Here is a 16850-nt window from a genome sequence, read left to right as displayed (position 1 = left end):
AGCAGCCCAGGTCCTGTCTGAATACTCGACTGCACGCCGCCGCGCCGAGGCGTGGACACCGCGCCCACCCCCCTTCCCACCGCGCCCGCATCCCCGACCTTGTGCCTTTCGTGAGGACAGCCCATGAACGAGAACGCCACCCCGCTCACCGACGCCGTAGCCACGACGGCGTCGGACGACGCTCCGCACCGCGTCCGGGCGATCATCAACCCGGCCACCGGCGAGGTGATCCGCACCGTCGCGGACAGCACGATCGTCGAGGTGGACGAGGCGGTGCGGGCGGCGAGGGCGGCCTTCGCATCGGGTCCGTGGCCGCGTATGCCGCGCAGTGAGCGAGCCAGGTGCCTGCTGCGGTTCGCCGATGCGATCGAGGCGCACACCGAGGCGCTGTTCCAACTGGAGACGCGGAACAACGGCCGCCCCATCACCGAGACCAGGGCGCAGCTGTCGCGCGTTCCGGAATGGTTCCGCTACAACGCGGGGCTGCTGGCCACCCAGCGGGACGCCGTTCTGCCCGGCGACGGCCCCTATCTGACCTATCAGCGGCGGTCCCCGCTTGGCGTGTGCGGCATCATCACGCCGTTCAACCACCCGCTGCTGATCCTCGCGCGCAGCTTGTCCGCGGCGCTGGCCACCGGGAACACCGTGGTGGTCAAGCCCTCCGAGATGACACCGCTGACCACGCTGGCGCTGGTCGACATCCTGCGCGAGGCCGGGCTGCCCGAGGGCGTGGTCCGCGTCGTGACCGGTGGACGCGAGGTGGGGGAACGGCTCACCGGCCATCCCGACATCGCCAAGATCACACTCACCGGTGGCACCGAGGCCGGGCGGGCCGCGGCGGTCGCCACAGCGGCCCGCTTCGCCCGCGTCACCGCGGAGCTCGGTGGCAAGACCCCGATCGTCGTCTTCGACGACATCGACCCACGGGTCGCCGCCGAGGGAGCGGCCTTCGCCGCCTTCGTGGCGGCCGGCCAGTCCTGCGTGGCCGGCTCGCGGTTCCTCGTCCAGCGCCGGGTCTACGACGACTTCGTCGAGGCGCTGAGCGCCCGTGCGACGGCGATCCGGATCGGGGACCCGGTGCGACCGGAGACCCAGTTGGGGCCGCTGATCAGCGACGTCCAGCGGGACAAGGTCCTGCGCCTGATCACGGCCGGTGTCGAGGAGGGTGTCCGCGTCGCCGCCGGCGGAGGCGTCCCCGACCTGCCGGCCGAACTCGCCTCCGGCTACTACGTGCAGCCCACCGTACTGGCCGACGCCACCATGTCCATGACCGTCGCGCGCGAGGAGATCTTCGGGCCGGTCGCGGTCGTCGTGCCCTTCGACGGGGAGGACGAGGCGGTCGCGATGGCCAACGACAACCGGTTCGGTCTCGGGGCCGGCGTGTGGACCCGCGACATCGCTCGGGGCCACCGCGTCGCGGACCGCGTCACCGCCGGAATGGTGTGGGTCAACGACCATCACCGGCTGGAGCCGTCGCTCCCGTGGGGCGGGGTCAAGGAGTCCGGCACCGGACGGGACGCCGGCCAGGAGTCCTTCGACGACTTCACCTGGATCAAGACCGTCGTGGTGCGGACCGCCGCGGACGACGTCGACTGGTACGGGAACACCGAGCCCGGGCGGCTCAACTGACCGACCCTCCCCTCCCACCCCCACCAGCTTGCCCCCGGTCCCCATGAACCCACTCCCGCACCGGCCACGTCCAACGAAGGACCCGCCCATGTCGAATACACAGACCGCCCGGCCGCACGGCTGGCGCGCGGAGATCACCCGAACACAATGGCTCGTCCTGCTGGGCACGACGATGGGCTGGGCCCTGGACGGCTTCGCCGGAAGCCTCTACGCACTGGTCCTCGGCCCGGCCATGACCGAACTGCTGCCGCACAGCGGGATCGTGGTGAATCCCGACGGCATCGGTTTTTACGGCGGTCTGACCGTGGCCCTGTTCCTCGTCGGCTGGGCGGTCGGCGGGCTCCTGTTCGGCATGCTCGCCGACTACTTCGGGCGGGTCCGGGTGCTGTCGGCCGGCATCGTCACCTACGCGGTGTTCACCGCGCTGGCGGCCTTCGCCGACACCTGGTGGCAACTCGGTACCCTGCGGTTCGTCGCCGGTCTGGGCTCGGGCGTCGAGGCCCCGGTCGGGGCCGCGCTGGTGGCCGAGGTGTGGCGCAACCGCTACCGGGCGCGAGCCTGTGGTGTGATGATGTCCGGCTACGCGGCCGGCTTCTTCATCGCCGCGCTCGCCTACCAGCTGCTCGGCGGCCACGGCTGGCGGCTGATGATGGGCATCGCGATGGCGCCGGCCCTCCTGGTGTGGTTCATCCGCCGTTACGTTCCCGAGCCCCCGGAGATCCGGGACAGCATCGCGGCCCGCCGGACGCGCAAGGCACAGGGGCAGGTCGCCGAGGCGGACCGGTTCGTCCTGCGCCGGCTGCTGGCCGCCCCGCTGTTGAGCAAGACGGCGATCTGCACGGCGCTGGCCACCGGCTCGCTGATCGCCTTCTGGAGCGTGTCGACCTGGTATCCCCAGATCATCCGCCAGATGACCGCCGCCGGCGCGATGTCCCCCGAGACCGCCAACAGCCGCGTCGCGGTCGCCTCGATGCTGTTCAACGCGGGCGGCGTCCTCGGCTATGCCTCGTGGGGGTTCCTGGCCGACGCGTTCGGCCGACGCAAGGCATTCGCCGTCAGCTTCGCCGTCTCCGCGGTGAGCGTCGGTTATCTCTTCCCCTTCCACCACGGCTACGGCGAGTTCCTGCTCGCCCTGCCGGTCGTCGGGTTCGGCCTGTTCGGGGCCCTGTCGGGCACTTTCGTCTACGGCCCGGAACTGTTCCCGCCCAGTGTGCGAGCCACCGGCATGGCCCTGTGCAACAGCATCGGCCGGTTCATCACCGCGGCCGGCCCGCTGGTGGCCAGCGTCATCGCCGCCTCGTGGTTCGGCGGAGACCTGGGCCTGGCCACCACCTGTGTCGCCGCGGTCGGACTGATCGCCGTGGCCGGTCTGGCCTTCGCACCGGAGACCCGCGGAGCCGAGCTCCCCAGCGACCCCAGCGACCCCGGCCCGGACCGGGCACAGCCACAGACCGGGCCGATCACCAGCAAGGAGATGCACACATGAACGCGTACGACGGCACCACCGCGGTGGTCATCGGCGGGTCGATCGGCGGGCTCACCACCGCGCTCCTCCTGCGCGACCTGGGCTTCACCGTCAACGTCTTCGAGCGGACCCCCACCGCCCTCGACGGACGCGGCAGCGGCATCGTGTTGCAGCCGGACACCCTGCGCTGGTTCACCGAGCGCAGTGACCAGCATCCGGAGAACCTCAGCACCACCACGGACTGGGTGCAATACCTGGACATCGACAACCGGCTCGTGCACCGCGAGCGACGAACGTGGAGCTACACGTCATGGGGCACGTTCTACCGCGCCCTGCTCAGCGACTTCGGACACGACCACTACCACCTGGGTGAGTACGCCTGCGGATTCCATCAGGACGACCGGTCCGTCACGGTGCGGTTCGTGAGCGGGCGTGAGGTGACGGCGGACCTGGTGGTCTTCGCCGACGGAATCACCTCCATCGGGCGCCGGCGCCTCGACCCGGCCGCGGATCTCACCTACTCCGGCTACATCGGATGGCGCGGCACGGTCCCGGAGAAGGACCTGTCCGAGACCACCCGTGAGCTGCTGAAGGACTCCATCACCTACACCGTGGTGCCCCACTCCCACATCACGCTCTACCCGATCCCCGGCGAAGGCGGTACCGGGCCGCAGGACCGACTCATGAACTACGTCTGGTACCGAAACGTCCCCGCGGGCCCCGAGCTGTCCGAGATGCTGATCGACAAGCGCGGCTTCGCCGGCACGGTGTCGATCCACCCGTCCCAGGTCCAGGACCGCTACGTGGCCGAGATGCGTGACGCCGCGCGGCGGATGCTGTCGCCCGCGGCGGCCGAAGTCGTGACCTCGACGGCCACGCCGTACATCCAGGTCGTCTCCGACGCGCGCGCGTCCCGGATGGCCGACGGCCGGGTGGCCCTGATCGGCGACGCCGCGTGTGCCGCCCGGCCGCACGCCGCGGCCGGCACCGCGAAAGCGGCGGCCGACGCCTGGGCCCTGGTCGCCGCGCTGCGGGAGGCGGAGGGCGACATCAGTGCCGCCCTGCGTAAATGGGAGCCGGTCCAGCTCGAACTCAGCGCCCGGCTGCTGGAGCGGGTCGTCGCCATGGGCGAGCGATCCCAGTTCTCCAACACCTGGACGCCCGGCGACCCGAGCCTGCGGTTCGGGCTCTACGGCCCCGGACGCTGACCCCACCGCGGATCCGAGCGTCCCCACGATCCACCACCGGCCACGCCCCAGGAGAAAACGATGACCAGTGACAACTTCCTCGCGGACCTGCCTCTGGCGGGCAACCTCGTCGCCACCGGGTTCAACGGATGGCCCCAGGAGCTGCGCGCCGAGTTCGAGGCGCATGCCCACGACGGCCGGGTCGGCTCCCGGCTGCTGAGCCAGACACCGCGGGTACGGGTCTGGGAGATCCGGCTCGCCCCCGGCGAGCGCTGGCATGCCCACCGGCATGTCCTCGACTACTTCTGGACCGCGGTGAACGCGGGCCGCAGCCGCCAGCACACGCACGACGGCACGACCCGGGAGGTCTCCTACGCGGCCGGGGAGACCCGCCACTTCACCTTCGGGCCGGGCGAATACCTCCTGCACGACATCGAGAACGTCGGCGACACCGAGCTCGTCTTCACCACCGTCGAACACCTCGACGGCGCCAACGCGCCGCTGGACATACACGACGACGGGACGGACGCCAGGCAGGGGGGAGAGGCGTGATCAGTGCCCCGCTCGCCGAAGGAGTCATCGACGTCCACGCCCACTGGCTGCCCACCGAGCTGTTCCACCTCCCCCCGGGCGCTCCGTACGGGCGCATGCACGACCGCGGCGGCGAACTCCACCTCGGCGACATCCCGCTGTCCATCCCGACCCGGGCGATGAGCGACGTTCCCGCGATCCTCGAGGACATGCGCGCCACGGGGGTGGGGGTGCGGGTCCTGTCCGCACCGCCCTTCGCGTTCCCCGTGGGCGGCGTGCCGGGGGCCGGTGAGTATGTGACGGCGTTCAACGACGCGCTGTCCGCCGTGGTGTCCGGGGCCGGTGGCAGGCTCGTGGGGCTCGGCCTGGTGAGCCTCGGCAACGCGGACGAGGCCCGCGCACAGATGGAGCGGCTGGCCCGGACCGACGGCATCGCCGGGATCGCGATACCGCCGCTGCTCGCCGGCCGCTCCCTGGACCAGGGCGAGCTGCGCCGCGTCCTCACCGATGCCGCTGACCTCGACCTCGCCGTGCTCGTCCATCCCATGCAACTGTCCCGGCCGGAGTGGTCGCAGCACTACCTCTCCAACCTCGTCGGCAACCCCGTCGAGAGCGCCACCGCCGTTGCCGCGCTCATCCTGGGCGGTGTCAAGGAGCAGCTGCCACGGCTGCGGATCTGCTTCGTACACGGCGGTGGCTGCGCACCATGGCTGCTCGGCAGGTGGACCCACGGCTGGCGGACCCGGGCCGATGTGCGCCGCCACTCGACCCGCCCGCCGGCGGAGGTGTTCGGCGAGCTCTTCTTCGACAGTGTCACCCATGACCCCGGGCCGCTGGGGCTGCTGGCCGCGCAAGCCTCCAAGGGCGGCGTCGTCTGCGGGAGCGACTACCCGTTCGACATGGCCCAGCCAGAACCCGTCCGCTTCGCCACCGACCACGGACCTGATGCCGGAACGCTCACCGCCAACGCGCGGGCGTTCCTCGGCCTGTGACGGGCCCGGCGACACCCGACCTCCCCGCACTACGGCTCCCCCACCGTGAGCGGTCCCGTACGAGCCCACCCGGCGACAGCCGTTCGCCGGGTGGCGCGGGGCACGACGCGACGCCAAACCCCTCCGCCGCTGAGGCCGGCGGACAGAACCGTTCCGAGAAGGGAACCGACCGTGTCAGACATCTCCCCGGCCGAGCGCCGGGCAGTCAGCAAGGCCCTCAGACGACTGGGCCCGTTGGTCCTGCTCCTCTACACAGCCGGCTACCTTGACCGGGTCAACCTCGGGACCGCCGCGCTGACCATGAACGCCGATCTCGGCATCAGCATCTCCGCCTTCGGCTTCGCCACCGGGATCTTCTCGGCCGGTTACATCGCCCTGCAAGTCCCCGGCAACCTAGCCCTCAACCGGCTGGGCCCGCGGCGCTGGCTCGGTCTGCTCACGGTGTCCTGGGGCGTCGTGGCCGTATCGTCGAGCCTGATCCAGGGCGAGGGCAGCCTCATCGCGACCAGAATCGCCTTGGGCGCCGTCGAGGCAGGCATGCTCCCCGGCATGCTGATGTACCTGACCATCTGGTTCCCGCCGCGGATGCGCGGCCGGGTCACCGCTGTGGTGTGCCTGCCGTTCTACGCGATCCTGGGAACGCCGCTGTCCGCGGCCATCATCCAGTACGCCCACGGCATGCTGGGAGTGGCCGGGTGGCGGTGGATGTTCGTCCTGGAGGGGGTGCCGACGATCATCCTCGGTCTGGTGCTGCTCCGGTTCCTGACCGACTCTCCGGCGACCGCCGCCTGGCTCACGGAGGCGGAACGGGAGGCACTGCTGCGGGTCACCACGGCGGAGACCTCAACCCAGAAGCCGAAGATCCGGTTCAGCGATGTCCTCCAGCGCCTGCGCGATCTCCGCCTGGTCACCCTTTCCGTGGGCGTCAGCCTCTTGTGGGTCGGCTTCGTCGCCATCACCTCCTTCCTTCCGCTGATCATCACCGGCTTCGCCCAGCAGGCCCACACCAAGTTGAGCCTGCTTCAGACGGGCCTGCTGTCCGGGGCCGTCTACGTCCCCGCGACACTCGTCGCCCTGATATGGGTGTCCAGCTCGGACCGGCGCAACGAGCGGGTGTGGCACGTGGCGTGCGGTGCGCTGCTGGCCGCCACCGGCACCGTACTGGCCGCGAACACCTCCGGCCTGTGGCTCACCCTGCTCGGTACGGTCCTGCTCACCTCCGGTATCTATGCGGCCCTCTTCCTCATGTGGCAGATCCCGGTCGGGCACCTGCGCGGCCCCGTCGCCATGTCCGTCGGCATCGCCCTCACGACCATGCTCGGCAACATCGGCAGCTTCCTGGCCCCCTACATCGTGGGATGGCTGCGCGACGCGACCGGAAACTACAACAGCGGTCTGTACTTCATCGCCGCCTCGCTCATCGGCTGTGCCGTCGTCACCGTGGCCGGCAACCGGATACGGACGAGCAGCGCGGCCCTCCCCACCTTCCTTTCACACCGTGGCGACGTCGAAGAAGTCACCACCCACTGACAAAGGATGAACACCTTGCTCACGATCGACCACATCTCCCTGGGATCCCGCAACATCTACGCGGGCACCGAACAGCTCTGCGAGGAGACCGGGTTCGGGCAGTATGAGGGGGGCTGGTTTCCCCACCTGGGCATCGCCAACCGCATCGTCCCCCTCGGACCCGACCAGTACATCGAGGTCGAGAGCGTCATAGATGCCTACTCGCCGCGGACCAACCCCAATGCCCGCTGGTTCTACGACCAGATCGAAGGCGGCGACGTGTTCATCGGCTGGTGTCTGCGCGTCGACTCGCGCAGCGAGCTGGAGGAACTGGCCGAGCACTTCGACACGGGTGTCATCGATGCGCCACTGCGCAAGCGGACGGACGGCCTGCAGCGCAATGCGATCCGCGTTCCCGAGACGATCCCCTGCTGGCAGCGGGGAGTGCCCAACGTATTCCTGATCGAGGACCTCGCCGAGCACCCCGCCGCACAGCCGCGCGACGGGCAGCGGAACACGCCCCACGGGATCACGTGGATGGAGGTCGGCGGCACCGAGGCGGACATGCGTGCGTGGCTGGGCGACGGCGCCGCCGACCTTCCCCTTGAGTACAACGGCGGGCGGCCCGGTCTGTACGCCGTGGCAGTCGCTACGGACCAGGGCGAGGTGGTCATCCGCCGTACGGCTGTCACCCAGCCGGAATAGCTCCTCAAGGCCGATTGCCACAGAACGGCCCTGGTGTGCACGTGGGAGCGGAGAAGCAAGCGTTGAAGTTCCCCCCGTGATTCTGAGGTGCCGCAGCCGGTGCCGGTCCAAAGCGATGACGACGGGGCAGTGCGCGTGGCGGGCCTTCCACACCGGTACCGACCCGATGAGGTGGTGCAGCCGGTGCTCCGGAGTGCCGAGCACCCGCGCGTCGGCCTGGTGGTCATCCGTCAGACGGGCCAGCTCACGGTACGCATCGCCCACCACCGGATGCGCCGGAGCGGCGGGTGCTCGGGGCCTGCTCAGCTTCATCGCTCACGGCTGCGTTCACACACTCGATGGCGGCGCACCCGGTATCGTACTGATCGCACCGGTTTGGGTGCTGGGTGCTCAGGGAGCTGCCACGTGCACATTCGCGACGGCCCGTGGCACGCCTGGCTGCGTATCGGGCAATCGCTGACGGGGCGTCAAGGCGGCGGGCCAGGAGGATTCCGCGGCGTCGACCACGGACGGGGACGGAATGGTGCGAGGCAAACCAGTCACCTTGGAGCCGAGACGGAGGTGAGGGCGTGGATGCGGTATCCAGCAGGCCCGGTACCTGGCGGGGTGCGGTCGTCGGTGCGGCGGAGGACCTCAGCCCCGGGGCGTTCGCCTTCGTCATGGCCACGGGCATCGTGTCGACCGCGCTGGCCGGGCGCGGCGCGTCGGCCTCCTCGGCGGTCCTGCTGTGGATCGCGGCCGTGGGATACGTGGTGCTGTGGGCCGGCTACCTGTGGCGCACGGCGTTCCGATGGCAGCGTGTGCGCACCGACCTTGCCGGGCCGCGCGGCTTCGCCTTCCTCACCCTGGTCGCGGCCTCCGACGTGCTGGCCGGCCGACTGGCCCTCGATGGGCACTACGGCGCCGCCACCGCACTGGCGGTGATCGGTGTGGCCGGGTGGCTGGTGCTCGGCTACGGTGTGCCGCTGCTGCTGGTCTGCTCCGTCCGTGGCCTGTCGCTGCGTCAGGTCAATGGCACCTGGTTCATCTGGGTGGTGGGCACGCAGACCGTCGCGGTCGTCACCGCTGCCCTCGTCCCGCACACCGGGAGCCGGGCCCTGGGTGTCCTGGCCTCGGCGTGCTGGGCCGTCGGACTGCTGCAGTACCTGCTGGTGGCCGCGCTGGCGCTGGCCCGCCTGCTGCTGGAGCCCGTCGAGCCGACGGAACTGATCCCGCCGTACTGGGTGTTCATGGGCGCCGCCGCGATCAGTGTGCTGGCCGGTGCGAGGCTCCTTCGTCTCCCGCCCGCAGACGCTCTGCTGCCCGGAGCGTTCGTGCTGGGCGTCTCCGCGGTGGTGTGGTCGTTCTGCACCTGGCTGATCCCGCTGCTGCTCGCCATGGGCGTGTGGCGGCACGTGCTGCACCGCGTGCCGCTGCGGTATGAGACAAGTCTGTGGAGCATGGTCTTCCCCATCGGCATGTACGGGGTGGCGACCCGGGAGTTGGGCGAGGCGGCAGGCTGGGGCTGGATGACCGCGACCGGCATGGGCGAGGCGTGGGCGGGGCTGGCGGTGTGGGCAGTGGTCTTCGCCGGGATGCTCGCCGCACCGGTCACCGCGTTCCGGCATTCCCGGCAGCCGGGATCCAAGTGACGGGATGCGCGAGAGACGGTGTGTGCGATTGGCCGGTCGCAGCTGGGGTAGTCGGCCCCAAGGCTGACCGTGCCCGGATCCCGACGCGGACCCCGGACCGCGCCGTCCGCAGCGGGAGTGGCCACGGCCGCGACAGCACGGCCCCCTGGCAGAGTCCCCCTACGCCTTGCACCGATGCCTGGCCCGCACACGGGCCGTCGTACTTCAGCTCTCGAAATCCTGGCCTGCCGTGTATGTGAGCTGACGGAGTGTCTGCTCGATTCGACACGGCCGTCGGCAGAGCATGGTGGCCACCGCCCTCAGGGCCGGTCACCCGAGGCATCGGGGCGCACAACGCGCAAGCAGGCAGCTGCAGCAGCTGAGGAGGCGAATGGTGTGAGCACCGACCGGGCCGACGCCGCGGCCGAGCGGCTGATGCGTACGGCGCAGTACTTCTTCCCCGGCACCCAGTCACCCGACCGGCGGATGCTGTACCGCGAGGGCGGCCGGGCGGCGGAGGAGTTCTACCGGGAACGGTGGCGCCACGACCGGGAGGTGCGCTCCACGCACGGAGTGAACTGCACCGGCTCGTGCTCCTGGCGGGTATTCGTCAAGGACGGCCTGATCACCTGGGAGACGCAGGCAACCGACTACCCCTCGGTCGGCCCGGACTCCCCGGAGTACGAGCCGCGCGGCTGCCCGCGCGGCGCCTCGTTCTCCTGGTACACCTACTCGCCCACCCGCATCCGCTACCCCTACGTGCGCGGCCCGCTGCTTCAGCTGTGGCGGCAGGCGAGGGCGCAGCACGCGGACCCGGTCGAGGCGTGGCAGTGGCTGACCTCGGACCCGGAACGGTGCGCCACCTACAAGCGGGCCCGCGGCAAGGGTGGCTTCGTCCGCTGCACCTGGCAGGAGGTCACCGAACTGGTGGCGGCGGCACAGGTGCACACCGTCAAGCGGTACGGCCCCGACCGGATCGTGGGCTTCTCGCCGATCCCGGCGATGTCGATGGCCTCGTACGCGGCCGGTACACGGTTCCTGTCGATGATCGGCGGAACGATCTCCTCGTTCTACGACTGGTACGCCGACCTGCCGATGGCCTCGCCGCAGGTGTTCGGCGACCAGACGGACGTGCCGGAGTCCGGCGACTGGTGGAACGCCGGCTACCTGATCGTGTGGGGCACCAATCTGCCCATCACCCGCACCCCGGACGCGCACTTCATGACCGAGGCCCGCTACAAGGGGCAGAAGGTCGTGGTGGTCTCCCCGGACTACGGGGACCACACCAAGTTCGCCGACGACTGGCTGGCGGCAGCCCCGGGCACGGACGGCGCCCTGGCGATGGCCATGGGGCACGTCATCCTGACCGAGTTCTACCACGACCGGCAGGTGCCGTACTTCACCGAGTACGCCCAGACCTACACCGACCTGCCGTTCCTGGTCCGGCTGCGCGAGCGCGACGGCGGCGGATACGTGCCGGAGAAGTTCCTCACCGCCGCCGACCTTCCCAGCCGGGACGGTGAGGAGGAGGCGGCCGAGTTCAAGACGGTGCTGCTGGACGCCCGTACGGGAGAAGCGCTGGTGCCGAACGGATCGCTGGGCTTTCGCTGGACCTCCCAGGATGATGGCCCCCGGTGGAATCTGAACCTGGAAGGTGCGGATCCGCTGCTGTCCCTGTACGGACGGCCGCACCGCCAGGCGGTGGCCGTCGACCTGCCGCGCTTCGACGCCGGGCCCGGCGAGTCCGGCGGGGTGCTGCGGCGCGGCGTGCCGACGGCGCGGGTCGGCGGGCACCTGGTGACCACCGTCTTCGACCTGGTGCTCGCCCAGTACGGCGTGGCCCGCGAGGGCCTGCCGGGGGAGTGGCCGACCGGGTACGACGATGCCGACGCGCCCTACACCCCGGCCTGGCAGGAGGCGATCACCTCGGTGCCGGCGAAGGCCGCGGCGCGGGTGGCGCGGGAGTTCGCCCGCAACGCCGAACGCACCGGCGGCCGGTCGATGATCGCGATGGGGGCGGGTACCAACCACTGGTTCCACTCCGACCAGATCTACCGCGCGTTCCTGTCGCTGGTGATGCTCACCGGTAGTCAGGGCGTGAACGGCGGCGGCTGGGCGCACTACGTCGGCCAGGAGAAGGTTCGCCCGCTGACCGGCTGGTTCCATCTCGCGTTCGGCCTGGACTGGCAGCGGCCCACCCGGCACATGGTGGGCACGCCGCTGTTCTGGCTGGCCACCGACCAGTGGCGCTACGAGGCGTTCCCCGCCGACACGCTGGCCAGCCCGCTCGGGCAGGGCCGGCTGGCGGGACGTACCCTGCCGGACTGCAACGCACTGGCCGCCCGCCTGGGCTGGATGCCCTCCCACCCCGCCTTCAACCGCAACCCCCTCGACGTCTGCGACGAGGCCGAGCGGGCCGGCAAGGACGTACCGGAGTACGTCGTCGAGGAGTTGAAGGCGGGCAGGTTGCGGTTCGCCGCCGAGGACCCGGATGACCCGGCCAACTTTCCCCGCGTCCTTCTCATCTGGCGGGCGAACCTGTTCGCCTCGTCGATGAAAGGCCACGAGTACATGCTGCGGCACCTGCTCGGCACCGAAGACGCGGTGACCGCCGCCGAGACCCCGCCGGAGGTGCGCCCCAAGGACGTCACCTGGCGGGAGCAGGCCCCGGTCGGCAAGCTCGACCTGTCGGTGGCCGTCGACTTCCGCATGACCAGCACCTGCCTGTTCTCCGACGTGGTGCTGCCGGCCGCGACCTGGTACGAGAAGTACGACCTGTCCTCCACCGACATGCACCCCTTCGTGCACGCCTTCAGCCCCGCCATCGCACCGCCCTGGCAGACCCGCACCGACTTCGACGTCTTCCACACCGTCGCCGCCGAGTTCTCCAAGCTCGCCGCCGTCCATCTGGGGGTGCGGCGGGACGTGATCGCTGCTCCGCTGGCCCACGACACGGCGGACGAGCTGGCGCAGCCGCACGGCCGAGTGCGGGACTGGAAGGCCGGCGAGTGCGAGCCGGTACCGGGCCGGACGATGCCCAGGCTGATCGTGGTGGAGCGCGACTACACCGCGGTGGCCGAGAAGATGGCCGCCGTCGGACCCCTGCTGGACACCCTGGGCACCACCACCAAGGGCCTCACGTGGAAACCCGAAGCGGAGATCGACTACCTGTGCCGCCGCAACGGCACGGTCCGCGGCGGCATCGCCGACGGCCGTCCCTCGATCGCCCGCGACGACCAGTTCTGCGAGGCGATCCTCGCCCTGTCCGGCACCACCAACGGCCGCCTCGCCGTTCAGTCGCTACGGGCGCTGGAGGAGCGCACCGGCGTGGACCTGGCCGACCTGGCCGAGGAACGCTCCGGCGACCGCATCACGTTCGAGGACACCCGCACCCAGCCCCGTGCGGTGATCACCTCGGCGGAGTGGTCCGGCACCGAGTCCGGCGGCCGCCGCTACTCCCCGTTCACGGTCAACGTCGAACGCCTCACACCCTGGCACACGCTCACCGGCCGCCAGCACTTCTTCCTCGACCACGACTGGATGGCCGAGTTCGGCGAACAACTTCCCGTGTACCGGCCGCCGTTGAACATGGTGGCCCAGTTCGGCGATCCGACCCGCTCACCGGACGGTCACCCGGAGCTGGTGGTGCGCTACTTGACCCCGCACTCGAAGTGGTCGATCCACTCCGAGTACCAGGAGAACCTGCACATGCTCACGCTCTTCCGCGGCGGGCCGGTGATCTGGATGAGCCCGCTGGACGCGGAGAAGATCGGCGTGACGGACAACGACTGGATCGAGGCGTACAACCGCAACGGCGTGGTCGCCTGCCGCGCGGTGGTCAGCCACCGGATGCCCGAGGGCACGGTGTACATGTACCACACGATGGACCGGCACCTGAACGTGCCGAAGACGGAGACCTCCGGCCTGCCCGGCGGCGGCGACAATTCCCTGACCAGGCTCCTGATCAAACCCACCCATCTGATCGGCGGCTACGCCCAGTTCTCCTACGGCTTCAACTACATCGGCCCCACCGGCAACCAACGCGACGAGATCACCGTCATCCGGCGGCGCAGCCAGGAGGTGGACTTCTGATGGCCCGTGCCGCAGGCACTATCGGGCGCTGTATGGCCCAGGTGGCGATGGTGATGAACCTCGACAAGTGCATCGGCTGCCACACCTGCTCGGTCACCTGCAAGCAGACCTGGACCAACCGGCCCGGATCGGAGTACGTCTGGTTCAACAACGTCGAGACCAAACCGGGCGCCGGCTACCCGCGCCGGTATGAGGACCAGGAGAAGTGGAAGGGCGGCTGGACCCTGAACCGCCGCGGCAAGCTGAAGCTCAAGGCCGGCGGCCGGCTGCGCAAGCTGGCCACCATCTTCTACAACCCCGACCTGCCCTCGCTCGACGACTTCTACGAGCCGTGGACGTACGACTACCGGAGCCTGACCACCACGCCGCTGTCCGACAGCTTCACCAGCGTCCGCCCCAAGTCCCAGCTCACCGGCCGGGACATGCGCCCGGTGCACGGCCCGAACTGGGACGACGACCTGGCCGGAGCCGCCGAGTACGCCACCGCCGACCCGAACCTGCGGGGCATGGCCGAGCGGGTGCGGATGGAGTTCGAGCAGGCGTTCATGTTCTACCTGCCGCGGATCTGCGAGCACTGCCTCAACCCGTCCTGCGTGGCCTCCTGCCCGTCCGGGGCAATGTACAAGCGAGAGGAGGACGGCATCGTCCTGGTCGACCAGGACCGCTGCCGAGGCTGGCGGTTCTGCGTCTCCGGATGCCCGTACAAGAAGGTCTACTTCAACCACCGCACCGGCAAGGCCGAGAAGTGCACCTTCTGCTACCCGCGCATCGAGGCCGGAGAGCCCACCATCTGCTCCGAGACGTGCGTGGGCCGACTACGCCACCTCGGTGTGATGCTCTACGACGCCGACGCCGTCCTGGACGCTGCTTCGGTCAAGGACGACGAGGAGCTGTACGAGGCGCAGCTGTCGGTCTTCCTCGACCCCCACGACCCCGGCGTCCTGGCCGCGGCCGAACGCGACGGCATCGCCCACGACTGGATCCAGGCCGCCCGCCGCTCCCCGGTGTACGCGTTGATCAAGAAGCACCGGGTGGCGCTGCCGTTGCACCCGGAGTACCGCACCATGCCCATGGTCTGGTACGTCCCGCCGCTGTCCCCGGTCACGGACGCGGTGCACGCCACCGGTTACCACGACGACGACCCCGACCGGGTGTTCGCCGCCATCGACGCTCTGCGCATCCCCATGGGGTACCTGGCCAACCTCTTCACCGCCGGGGACACCGCCGTGGTGGAGGGCGTGCTGCGTAAACTGACGGCGATGCGGGCCCACATGCGCGCCCGGCAGCTCGGCGACCCGCCCGATCAGGATCTGCTCGGCCAGGTCGGCGCGAGCGCCGACGACATCGAGGACCTGTACCGGCTGCTGGCCATCGCCAAGTACGACGACCGCTACGTCATCCCCCGCGCGCACGCCGAGGGCTCGGGCGCCCTCATGGCCCAGCACTGCTCCCTCGACTACCCCGGCGGCGCGGCCGACCTCGCCGCCCACGACGAGGACCGGCTCACCCCCGCCCCGCCACCCCTGCCCGGCCTGAACCCGTCAGGCGGCGGCAGCCAGTTCCGCGACAGCGACGGAAAGGTCCGCTTCAACCTCCTCGGCTGGAACGGCACCGGCACCGCACCCGGCCTCTTCGACGACGGGAGCGGCCGGTGATCCCCCGCCGCCGCGCCCGCCGCCCGGCGGCCGACACCCCCCTGGTGCACCGCATCGCCTCGGTCCTCCTGCGCTACCCGGACGAGAAGACGCTCGCCTGCGTCGACGACATCACTACCGCACTCCCCGCCGTCGCCGACCCGGTCGACCGCACCCGTCTCGCCACCGTCTGCGACCGCCTGCTCGAGCTGAGGCCGACCGAGGCCGCCCAGCGGTATGTGGACACCTTTGACCACACCCGGCGCCGCAGTCTGCACCTGACCTACTACCGGCATGGCGACACCCGCGCCCGCGGCATGGCCCTGCTCGCCCTGAAACACGCCTACCGCCAAGCCGGACACGAACCACCCGAGGCGGAGCTGCCGGACTTCCTGCCGCTGATTCTGGAGTTCGCCGCCCTCGCTCCCGAGCCCGGACACCGCATCCTGCTGCAGTGCCGGGCCGGGCTCGAACTCCTCCGGCAGGCGCTCCACGAACACTCCACCCCCTACGCCGCTGTCCTCGACACGCTCTGCGGCCGACTGCCCGAACCGGCCCGCCGAGAGCGCGACGCCTGGCGGCGGCTGGCCGCCGAGGGACCGCCCGGCGAACACGTCGGACTGGAGCCCTTCGGCCCACCGGAGCAGACCGGCCTGGAGCCGTTCGCCCCGCCCGGACATGCGGCGACATCCCCATATCCGACGCACAGAGCGTTCCTGAGCACAGAGGAGGGCCGGTGAGCTCCTGGGACCTGTGGTGGTGGGTCACCCTGCCCTACCTCGCCCTTGTCACCTTCGTCGTCGGCCACGTCTGGCGCTGGCGCTACGACCAGTTCGGCTGGACCAGCCGCTCCACCCAGCTCCAGGAACGCCGCCTGCTGAAATGGGGCGGGCCGCTCTTCCACTTCGGCACCTTCGCCGCCATCGCCGGCCACGTCATGGGCATCCTCATCCCCGAATCCCTCACCCGATGGCTCGGCATCCCCGAGGACACCTACCGCTGGTTCTCCTCCATCGGCGGCACCGTCGCCGCGCTCGCCGTCATCATCGGCATGGGGATCCTCGCCTTCCGCCGCACCACCGTGCCCAAGGTCCGTGCCACCACCAGCCCCGCCGACTGGGTGGCCCTCATCCTGCTCGCCGTCGTCATCGTGCTCGGCATCATCCCCACCATGGGCGTCAACCTCCTCGGCGCCGGCTACGACTACCGCCAGAGCGTGGCGTTGTGGTTCCGCGGCCTGTTCGCCGGCAACCCGGATGTGGCCGCGATCTCCCACGCCCCGCCGATCTACCAGGTCCATGCCACCGCCGCCTGGGCCATCCTCGCCGTGTGGCCCTTCACCCGGCTCGTGCACGCCTGGAGCGTCCCGCTGTGGTACTTGTGGCGGCCGTTCGTTCTCTACCGCTCTCGCACCGCCGCCCACCCCACGGAACCCGGCACGAGCGGACGCCGCCGGCGCCGTATCGGTGTCCGCTACTGACCCGATCCCACACAAG

The 16850-nt window shown here is 70.4% G+C and carries 12 protein-coding genes; all 12 read left to right on the top strand.

Annotated features, from left to right (window positions below; genetic code table 11):
• The first annotated feature begins 123 nt into the window (after positions 1-123).
• The 12 genes from AS97_RS08760 to narI all read left to right on the top strand — a co-directional run bounded on the left by AS97_RS08760 (position 124) and on the right by narI (position 16834).
• On the top strand, positions 124-1629 hold the full coding sequence (locus tag AS97_RS08760; RefSeq protein ID WP_210564650.1) for an aldehyde dehydrogenase family protein: 1506 nt from the start codon (positions 124-126) through the stop codon (positions 1627-1629).
• Between the two features lie 88 nt (positions 1630-1717).
• Entirely contained in the window at positions 1718-3115 is a 1398-nt protein-coding gene (locus AS97_RS08755) for an MFS transporter (protein ID WP_247204286.1), read from the top strand.
• The gene (locus tag AS97_RS08750; protein WP_210564649.1) at positions 3112-4302 is read left to right on the top strand and encodes an FAD binding domain-containing protein; all 1191 of its coding nucleotides are present in this window, start codon (positions 3112-3114) and stop codon (positions 4300-4302) included. The genes AS97_RS08755 and AS97_RS08750 overlap by 4 nt, the downstream gene beginning before the upstream one ends.
• 60 nt (positions 4303-4362) lie before the next feature.
• Positions 4363-4833: a hypothetical protein gene (locus AS97_RS08745; RefSeq protein ID WP_125759204.1), complete on the top strand. Its 471-nt coding sequence runs from the start codon at positions 4363-4365 to the stop codon at positions 4831-4833.
• The gene (locus tag AS97_RS08740; RefSeq protein WP_210564648.1) at positions 4830-5804 is read left to right on the top strand and encodes an amidohydrolase family protein; all 975 of its coding nucleotides are present in this window, start codon (positions 4830-4832) and stop codon (positions 5802-5804) included. Before AS97_RS08745 ends, AS97_RS08740 begins: the two co-directional genes overlap by 4 nt.
• 171 nt (positions 5805-5975) lie before the next feature.
• Positions 5976-7334: an MFS transporter gene (locus AS97_RS08735; RefSeq protein ID WP_210564647.1), complete on the top strand. Its 1359-nt coding sequence runs from the start codon at positions 5976-5978 to the stop codon at positions 7332-7334.
• Between the two features lie 6 nt (positions 7335-7340).
• Positions 7341-8018: a VOC family protein gene (locus tag AS97_RS08730; RefSeq protein WP_236669999.1), complete on the top strand. Its 678-nt coding sequence runs from the start codon at positions 7341-7343 to the stop codon at positions 8016-8018.
• 569 nt (positions 8019-8587) lie between these two features.
• Positions 8588-9649: a tellurite resistance/C4-dicarboxylate transporter family protein gene (locus AS97_RS08725; protein WP_086709605.1), complete on the top strand. Its 1062-nt coding sequence runs from the start codon at positions 8588-8590 to the stop codon at positions 9647-9649.
• Positions 9650-10063: 414 nt separating this feature from the next.
• The gene (locus tag AS97_RS08720; RefSeq protein WP_210567166.1) at positions 10064-13720 is read left to right on the top strand and encodes a nitrate reductase subunit alpha; all 3657 of its coding nucleotides are present in this window, start codon (positions 10064-10066) and stop codon (positions 13718-13720) included.
• A complete protein-coding gene (gene narH, locus AS97_RS08715; RefSeq protein ID WP_059148582.1) occupies positions 13720-15375 on the top strand; it encodes a nitrate reductase subunit beta in 1656 nt (551 codons plus the stop codon). Before AS97_RS08720 ends, narH begins: the two co-directional genes overlap by 1 nt.
• Complete coding sequence (narJ, locus tag AS97_RS08710) at positions 15372-16094, top strand: nitrate reductase molybdenum cofactor assembly chaperone (protein WP_059148583.1); 723 nt, start codon at positions 15372-15374, stop codon at positions 16092-16094. The genes narH and narJ overlap by 4 nt, the downstream gene beginning before the upstream one ends.
• A complete protein-coding gene (gene narI / locus AS97_RS08705; protein WP_059148584.1) occupies positions 16091-16834 on the top strand; it encodes a respiratory nitrate reductase subunit gamma in 744 nt (247 codons plus the stop codon). The genes narJ and narI overlap by 4 nt, the downstream gene beginning before the upstream one ends.
• Positions 16835-16850 lie beyond the last annotated feature (16 nt).

It is taken from the genome of Streptomyces sp. AgN23 (assembly GCF_001598115.1).
GTDB lineage: Bacteria > Actinomycetota > Actinomycetes > Streptomycetales > Streptomycetaceae > Streptomyces > Streptomyces antimycoticus.
Note: the sequence above shows the minus strand (reverse complement) of the source record. Positions and strands in the feature narration are given on the sequence as shown.

Bases quoted from the DNA above. Each gene is read 5' to 3' on its own strand.
- AS97_RS08730 (WP_236669999.1), top strand. From the start codon at position 7,341: ATGAACACCTTGCTCACGATCGACCACATCTCCCTGGGATCCCGCAAC.
- AS97_RS08720 (WP_210567166.1), top strand. From the start codon at position 10,064: ATGCGTACGGCGCAGTACTTCTTCCCCGGCACCCAGTCACCCGACCGG.
- narH (WP_059148582.1), top strand. From the start codon at position 13,720: ATGGCCCGTGCCGCAGGCACTATCGGGCGCTGTATGGCCCAGGTGGCG.
- AS97_RS08745 (WP_125759204.1), top strand. From the start codon at position 4,363: ATGACCAGTGACAACTTCCTCGCGGACCTGCCTCTGGCGGGCAACCTC.
- AS97_RS08755 (WP_247204286.1), top strand. From the start codon at position 1,718: ATGTCGAATACACAGACCGCCCGGCCGCACGGCTGGCGCGCGGAGATC.
- AS97_RS08760 (WP_210564650.1), top strand. From the start codon at position 124: ATGAACGAGAACGCCACCCCGCTCACCGACGCCGTAGCCACGACGGCG.
- AS97_RS08750 (WP_210564649.1), top strand. From the start codon at position 3,112: ATGAACGCGTACGACGGCACCACCGCGGTGGTCATCGGCGGGTCGATC.